The 6,747-nt window shown below is 73.0% G+C and carries 8 protein-coding genes and 1 pseudogene; 6 read left to right on the top strand and 3 right to left on the bottom strand.

The genetic code is table 11. From position 1 onward, the window contains the following. From BN12_RS16765 to BN12_RS16740, 6 genes are all read left to right on the top strand, one after another. A partial coding sequence (locus BN12_RS16765) for a helix-turn-helix domain-containing protein (RefSeq protein ID WP_048554253.1) occupies positions 1-271 on the top strand: 271 nt, incomplete at its 5' end. A 76-nt stretch (positions 272-347) separates the two neighbouring features. Then, positions 348-569, top strand: a complete 222-nt coding sequence (locus tag BN12_RS16760) for an RNA polymerase sigma factor (RefSeq protein WP_048556521.1) — start codon at positions 348-350, stop codon at positions 567-569. Between the two features lie 100 nt (positions 570-669). Beyond that, positions 670-2,070 (top strand): right-handed parallel beta-helix repeat-containing protein, encoded by a 1,401-nt coding sequence (locus BN12_RS16755; RefSeq protein WP_048554251.1) that lies wholly within the window; start codon positions 670-672, stop codon positions 2,068-2,070. Continuing rightward, positions 2,031-2,774, top strand: a complete 744-nt coding sequence (locus BN12_RS24645) for a TolB-like translocation protein (RefSeq protein WP_048554249.1) — start codon at positions 2,031-2,033, stop codon at positions 2,772-2,774. The genes BN12_RS16755 and BN12_RS24645 overlap by 40 nt, the downstream gene beginning before the upstream one ends. Next, positions 2,771-3,604 (top strand): SGNH/GDSL hydrolase family protein, encoded by an 834-nt coding sequence (locus BN12_RS24640; RefSeq protein ID WP_048554247.1) that lies wholly within the window; start codon positions 2,771-2,773, stop codon positions 3,602-3,604. The genes BN12_RS24645 and BN12_RS24640 overlap by 4 nt, the downstream gene beginning before the upstream one ends. 7 nt (positions 3,605-3,611) lie before the next feature. Beyond that, positions 3,612-4,556: a TolB family protein gene (locus tag BN12_RS16740; RefSeq protein ID WP_162233097.1), complete on the top strand. Its 945-nt coding sequence runs from the start codon at positions 3,612-3,614 to the stop codon at positions 4,554-4,556. Between the two features lie 120 nt (positions 4,557-4,676). Here the strand turns inward: BN12_RS16740 and BN12_RS16735 are convergent, their stop codons facing one another. The 3 genes and pseudogenes from BN12_RS16735 to BN12_RS26735 form a co-directional block, all read right to left on the bottom strand. Further along, positions 4,677-5,642 (bottom strand): acyl-CoA thioesterase, encoded by a 966-nt coding sequence (locus tag BN12_RS16735; protein ID WP_048554243.1) that lies wholly within the window; start codon positions 5,640-5,642, stop codon positions 4,677-4,679. Between the two features lie 21 nt (positions 5,643-5,663). Further along, complete coding sequence (locus BN12_RS16730; protein ID WP_268807036.1) at positions 5,664-6,392, bottom strand: pyridoxal phosphate-dependent aminotransferase; 729 nt, start codon at positions 6,390-6,392, stop codon at positions 5,664-5,666. 58 nt (positions 6,393-6,450) lie between these two features. Beyond that, positions 6,451-6,714: pseudogene (locus tag BN12_RS26735) on the bottom strand (aminotransferase class I/II-fold pyridoxal phosphate-dependent enzyme); the annotation flags it as partial. Between the last annotated feature and the right edge of the window lie 33 nt (positions 6,715-6,747).

Genomic DNA, 6,747 nt, shown 5'->3' with positions numbered 1-6,747 from the left:
CGGCTCGGAGCTCGGCGCTCGGGAGCGTGCCGCGCGACTCCAGGCGGCGTGCGACGGCGTCCGGACGCCGGCCCTGGAGGTGGCCGTGCGGCCCCTCCCGCTGACGAGCCGGGAGCGGGAGGTCGTCGCGCTCGCGGCTCAGCAGCTGTCGAACAAGGAGATCGCCGAGCGCCTCGTCGTGTCGGTGCGCACCGTCGAGGGACACCTCTACCGCGCGGCGGCGAAGCTCGGCATCGACCACCGGGCCGACTACGCCAAGCTCTTCGAGTAGCCGACGGCTCCGCGGTCGAGAGGGCGAGTACCCGACCACGCGGGGCACGGTGGGCCGCCCGGTGCAGGCTGGTCCCGTGAGCCCTGCGGAGGAGTCGCCGTCCCGAGCGCGATACGAGCGGGCCCTCGAGAGGTTGCCGGCACCGTATGCGCTCGCCCTGCGGCTGCGCGACGGGGGCGCCGCCGAGCGTGAGCTGAGCCTCGCGCTCGGCGTCGATGTCAGCGCCGTCCGCAGCCTCCTGCGCATCGCCGAGTCCAAGCTGCGGGCGGCGCTGGAGGCCGGCGACGGGTTCGAGTAGCCGACTACCTGTGCCCTCGTGGCGTGGCCGCGCCACAGTGGCCCGCATGAGCCGAGCACGCAGTCCCCGCGGGCGCGGGAGGCGTCGGAGTGGGCCGACCATGGGGTGTCGGGAACGTCTCATCTCCACCGGAGGGCGGCGTCCTGGGGCGTTCGCCGCCGTCCTCCCCGTCCTCCTGGCCGGTGGGCTCTCCCTCGCCGATGGACCGCCCGCCGGGCCCTCCGGGGGAGCCCTCGGCTGCGGCGCGGTGGTGACCCGGGATGTGACGCTGTCCTCCGATCTCAGGGGATGTCACGGTGACGGACTCGTCGTCGGCGCCGACAGTGTCACCGTCGACCTCGGCGGGCACACCGTCTCCGGGGACGGCCGGGCGGGGTCGCCGGACGCCGACACCGGCATCCGCGTGGTCGGCCACCGTGACGTCCGCATCGTCCACGGCACGGTCTCGCGGTTCGACGTGGGCATCGGGGGCTCGTCAGCGCCCCGCCTCGCGGTGACCGAGGTGACCGTCGGCGACACCCACCGGGGCGTCGCCGTCGCCGACGGGTCACACGACGCGAGGATCGAGGACAGCCGGTTCGTGGCGATCGGCGACGCGGCGGGTGGCGCGGCCGTCCTCGTCGTCGACTCGTCCCGGGCGCGGGTCGTGCGCAACGTCATGCGAGAGAGCCACAGTGGCGTCGCCGTGACGGCCGCCGGCGCGACGGTCGCGGACAACGTCGTCACGGACAGCTCGTTCGCGGGAGTGGAGCTGACCTTCGCCACCGGCGGCAGGGTCTCGGGCAACACGATCAGAGGGGCCGCCTGCGGCATCTGCCTGGAGGGCGCGGACCGGAACACGGTGGGGCACAACGTCATCACGGGACTGACAGCTCCGGACGGCATCGGCATCTCCCTCTACGGAAGCGGCAACGACGTCCTTGCCAATCGGGTCACCGGTTCGGTCCGGTATGCCATCGAGGTGGACGACTTCCAGGAGGCCGGCCATACGCCGGTGTCCGGGAACGACGTCCGCGACAACGTCGTGCGGGGTGGCCCCGCCAGCGTCGACGGCATCACCGTCGGGCCGGAAGGCGGGGGCACCGTGCTGAGGACGGCCGTGATCGCCAACCGGGTCACGGGCTTCAGCGACGACGGCATCCGGATCGGCGGCGCCTCGAGCGGCCTGGAGACCACCCGGGTGGCGGGGAATACGGTCGTCGGGAGCGGCAACCTCGCCATCGAGGCGGTACCCGGTGTCGCGGACGGCGGCGGGAACCGGGCGCTCCGGACCGGCAGCCTCGTGCCGTGCCTCGGCGTCGCCTGTCGGAGTACGGGGCCGCGTGTGGAGTCCTTCGTCTACATGACGGCAGGCGCCGGCGACGTCCAGGCGGTGTGGGGCGCCGACCGGTCAGGCGCGCACCAGATCACCGAGCCCGGAGCCTGTGCTGCCTGGACCGGCTCGCGCTCGACGCGCGGCGCATGCTCGTCATGCCCGGCGGGGACCCGGGCGTCCCGGTGACCGGACAGATCCTCGACCTCCGCACCCACCGGCTCACTCGCATACCGCTGCAGGACCCCACCCTCAACCTCGTTCCCCAGGCATGGTCGCCCGACGGCACCCGCATCGCCTTCGAGGGCTGGGACGACACCGACCCGGCACGCACCGGGGTCTACACGGCCCGAGCGAGCGACGGCGGCGACCTGCGCCGCGTGACGACCCGGCACGGCGCCGCGCACGACATCCCGCTCGACTACTCGCCCGATGGCCGGCGGCTCGTCGTGTTCCGCGCGACGCACGGCGACGAGAACGGAGATCTCGACGGCTCCCTCTGGGTCGTCGGCATCGACGGGGCGGGGGCGCACCGGGTCACGGCGACCACCGCGCCGCCGGCGCCGTGGGTGCGGTGGTCACCGGACGGATCGCGCATCCTGTTCGCCACCGAGCGACTGCGTCCGAACGGTGCCGTGTGGACGGTCCGCCCCGACGGGACGGGCGCACGGATCCTCTTCCGGGACCCCGCCGGCCGGCACCCCGTGTCGCCGACCTGGACCGCGGACGGCCGCCACATCATCGTCGCCCTCGACCCGACCGACGACGAGTTCCAGCACCCGGAGAACGCGCTCTACCTGCTCGACGCGGACGGCTCCGGGCTACGGCTGCTGCTCGGCTCCCACGATGTCAAACGCTACCCGGAGATCGTTCCCCCAGGAGGTCACCCATGAGACGGCCGTTCCGGCTCGCCAAGCCCACCCTCACCGGCCTCGTCGCCGCACTCCTCGCGTGGGCCACGGCCGCATCGCCGGCCACGGCGTCATCTGCGGGCGACGCGAGTGCCCCTCGGGCCTGGCGGCTCGTGGCCCTCGGGGACTCTCTCGCCATGCCCCGACCGTGGGACTGCACCGGCTGCATCGGCTATCCGGCGTACTACGGCTCGGCCATCACGGCGCTGACCGGGCGCCCCGTGGACGTCGTCAACGCGGCGGCACCGGACATCGGCAGCCGCGATCTGCTGGCGAGCGTCCGGCACGACCGTGCGCTCCGTCGCGCCATCGCCGGCGCGGACGTCGTCACCGTGACGATCGGTCACAACGACACGCCGTGGGTGTCGAGCGACGACCCGTGCGACGGCAGCGACTCCGACGAGCAGGCCAACTGGGACCGCTACACCCACGCCTGCGTGGCGAGGACCGCCGACCGGATGCGGCGCAACCTGGACGCCGTGCTCGACGAGGTCACCGCGCTGAGGACGGGGCGGCCGACGGCGATCCGGGTCACCACCTTCCACAACGACACCATGAAGGACCCCCTCGCGTACCCGCCCGGCGGGGACGCGGTGAGCAAGGCCGTCGTCGACACCTACAGCCGGGCGATCTGTGCCGTCGCGGCGAGACACGACGTGCCGTGCGCCGACGTCTACCACGCCTTCAACGGCCCTCGCGGCACGACCTTCGACCTGCCCTACGTCGTGGACGACCATGTCCACCCCAACGTCACCGGGCAGCTGCTCATCGCCGGCGTCCTCCTGGGCACCGGTCTCGACCCACTGCAGTAGGACTCCCATGAATGCCATGACGCGCCACCGCCGATCCCGGACGCTGCTCGCCCTCGTGGGTGCCGTCACCGCGGTGCTCATCGTCACGACGGGTGCGAATGCGGCGCCGTCGTGCTCGACCCAGCAGCTGACCTTCGGCCGGTACGACCCCGAGCTCGGTGACTTCAGCCTCTGGTCGGCACGGCTGGACGGGACCCACCGGATCCGGTTGAGTCGCGCGGTGAGCTGGTTCAGCGACTGGTCTCCCGACCGCCGGACCATCGCCTACGACGCCCTCGACGGTGCGGACGAGCACCTCCACCTCACCGACCCCCAGGGCGGCCATCGGCGCCAGCTGACCTTCGGCCCCGGCATCCAGGAGGTGCCGCGGTGGTCTCCGGACGGCCGGCTCATCGCATACGACGCCTCCGACCTGACCCCCGACCAGGAGGGGTTCTCGACCTCCATCTGGGTCATCCACGCGGACGGCACGCGTCCCCGGCGGCTGACCACACAGGGCTTCGACGTCGAGCCGGACTGGTCCCCGGACGGCCGACGCATCGTGTTCGTGCGCATCACGGGAGTGAACGGCGCCGGGGTGCAGCAGGCCGGCGTGTGGGTCATGGACGCCGACGGCTCCCACCAGCACCAGGTCGCCCCGGCCCGCACCGGCGCCCAGCACCCCGACTGGTCGCCGGACGGCCGGTGGATCGCCTTCACGACCGAGCCCGGGAGCGCCGAGAGCATCCTGCGCGTCCACCCCGACGGCACCGGCCTGAGCAGCCTCATCCCCGCCACGGCCCGGTACCAGTTCTACAAGTCCGTCTGGTCCGCCGATGGCGACGCCATCCTCGTCGGCTGCAACGACCTCCATTCCCACGTCGACAAGATCTGCCGCACCGACGGCCAGGGCCGTCACGTCCGGCTCGTCATCGACGAGACCCCCACCTTCGTCAACTACCCGTCGTGGTGATCCGTCGCCCGCATCGCGACGACCCTATGCAGGAACCTGGGCCCGACGTCCGGGATGCCGAGCCGGTCACGGACCGTGAAGGGCCGACACGCCCGCTCGACCGGGAGGAGGCGGACGGGGTCAGGCGTCCTTCACGCGGGTCATGCCCTCCTGGATGACGGTCGCGACCCGCCGGCCGTCGGCGGAGTACACGCCGGCCTGGCCGAGGGACCGGCCGCCCTGGGCCGAGGGCGACACGAGGTCGAAGAGCACCCACTCGTCCATCCGGACGGGCCGGTGGAACCACATCGCGTGGTCGAGGCTCGCCACCCGGAGCCGGCGGTCGTCAAAGGCCAGGCCGTGTCGTCGGATCGAGGGTTCGAGCATGCCGTAGTCGGAGGCGTAGGTGAGGACGGCCGCGTGGAGCAGCGGGTCGTCGGGAAGGGAGGCGATGGCCCGCATCCAGACGTGCTGGTGCGCCGTGCGCTCCACGTCGGGCCGGGCATACGAGACGTGTCCCTCGACGTGCCGCAGGTCGACGGCCCGCTGTGCGACGTAGCTCGACCGGGGGTCGTCGGGTCGGCCGGCGAAGGCCTCGGTGAGGGGCGTCAGGCTCTCCGGCGCGGGAACCTCGGGCATGTCGTCCTGGTGGTCGAGGCCCCCCGTCGCCGGGACCTGGAAGGAGGCCGACATGGACAGGATCGGCCGGCCGTACTGGATCGCGTGCACGCGGCGGGTGCTGAACGAGCGGCCGTCCATCATCTGCTCGACGGAGAACCGGATCGGCATGCGGTCGTCACCCGGCCGCATGAAGTAGCCGTGGAGCGAGTGGATCGGACGAGCCGGCTCGTCCGGCGCCGGCGTCACGGTCCGGCCCGCCGCGATGACGCACTGCGCGAGCACCTGCCCACCGAAGATCCTCCCGTGCGGGGTCTTGTGGCTCTGGCCGAGGAAGACCGTCGTCGTGAAGTCCCCGAGCCGGGACTCGGGATCGGGAGCGCTGGAGATGGTCACCTCGGCGGAGCCGAGCTCCTCGAGGTCGAGGAGGGCGAGCAGACGGTCGACGTGGGCGCGAGCGTCGTCGCTCGCCGCAGGGTCGTTGGGCACGGGCCGACTCTACTGAAGCCGTCAGGCGACGAGGGGCCGGGCGGGCCGTGTCCTCGGCCGGGTCGTCGTCCGGCGGGGTCGGCTCGCCCGGTCGGCCCGGACCCGATCGATCGCCCGACGCAGCCGTTCGACGGCCTCGACGAGCTCGGGTACGGGCAGGACGTAGGGGAGGCGCAGCCAGTGGTCCAGACCGTCCGTCACCGCGAACCGCGGTCCCGACGCGAGGAGCAGCCCCTCCGCCTCGGCGGCGAGGGCCACCTCGGTGGCGCTGAGGTCGGGCAGCCGCACCCAGAGGGACAGTCCGCCCCTCGGCATACCGAACTCCGCCTCCGGTATGCGACGTCGCAGAGCCTGCGCGACCGCGTCCCGGGCCGCGACGAGTCCCTCTCGGCGGTCCGCCGACAGCCCGGGCTGCGTGCGCAGCAGCTCGAGGAGGGCCAGCTGCTCGAGGACCGGCGCGCCGAGATCCACGGTCGTCCGCGCGTCGACGAGACGGTCCATCAGGGCGCCCGGCACGCGGAGCCAGCCGATCCGCAGGCCGCCCCAGTAGACCTTCGACGCGCCCCCGACGGTGATCGTCCCGGGGTGGTATGCGGAGAAGGGCCGGGGGAGTGGCTCGCCGACCAGGTTGACCTCGGCGACCGTCTCGTCGACGATCGGCCTCGTGCCCGCCCGCCGCAGGGCCTCGGCGACCGCGGAGCGCTCGCCGTCGGACATGAGGTTGCCCGTCGGGTTGTGGAAGTCCGGCAGGAGCAGCGCGGCCCCCGCCGAGGTGCCGCGGATCCCAGCCGTGGGGTTCGACAGGTATGGCGACGGTCCGGATCTCGTTGCCGCGCAATAGCTCCAGCGAGTTCGGGTACGTCGGGGACTCGACGACGACCCGGTCGCCCGGCGAGAGGAGTGCGCGGACGACGACCGCGAGGCCGGTCACCGCGCCGGAGGTGACCATGACCTGGTCGCTCGTCGTCGGGACGCCGCGAGCCGCGAAGCGCCCGGCGATCGCCTCGCGCAGCTCGGGCAGCCCGAGGAGGTGGTAGCCGGACCGGGTCAGGTGACACGGCAGCTGTTCCACGGCGCGTTCGTAGGCGGCCTGCACCCCGGAGGG

It is taken from the genome of Nostocoides japonicum T1-X7 (assembly GCF_001046855.1).
In the GTDB taxonomy this organism is placed as follows: Bacteria; Actinomycetota; Actinomycetes; order Actinomycetales; family Dermatophilaceae; genus Nostocoides; species Nostocoides japonicum.
Note: the sequence above shows the minus strand (reverse complement) of the source record. Positions and strands in the feature narration are given on the sequence as shown.

What these genes read in the sequence shown, in the direction of transcription:
- BN12_RS24640 (WP_048554247.1), top strand. Translation starts at nt 2,771, where the DNA reads ATGAGACGGCCGTTCCGGCTCGCCAAGCCCACCCTCACCGGCCTCGTC.
- BN12_RS16740 (WP_162233097.1), top strand. Translation starts at nt 3,612, where the DNA reads ATGAATGCCATGACGCGCCACCGCCGATCCCGGACGCTGCTCGCCCTC.
- BN12_RS16755 (WP_048554251.1), top strand. Translation starts at nt 670, where the DNA reads ATGGGGTGTCGGGAACGTCTCATCTCCACCGGAGGGCGGCGTCCTGGG.
- BN12_RS24645 (WP_048554249.1), top strand. Translation starts at nt 2,031, where the DNA reads ATGCTCGTCATGCCCGGCGGGGACCCGGGCGTCCCGGTGACCGGACAG.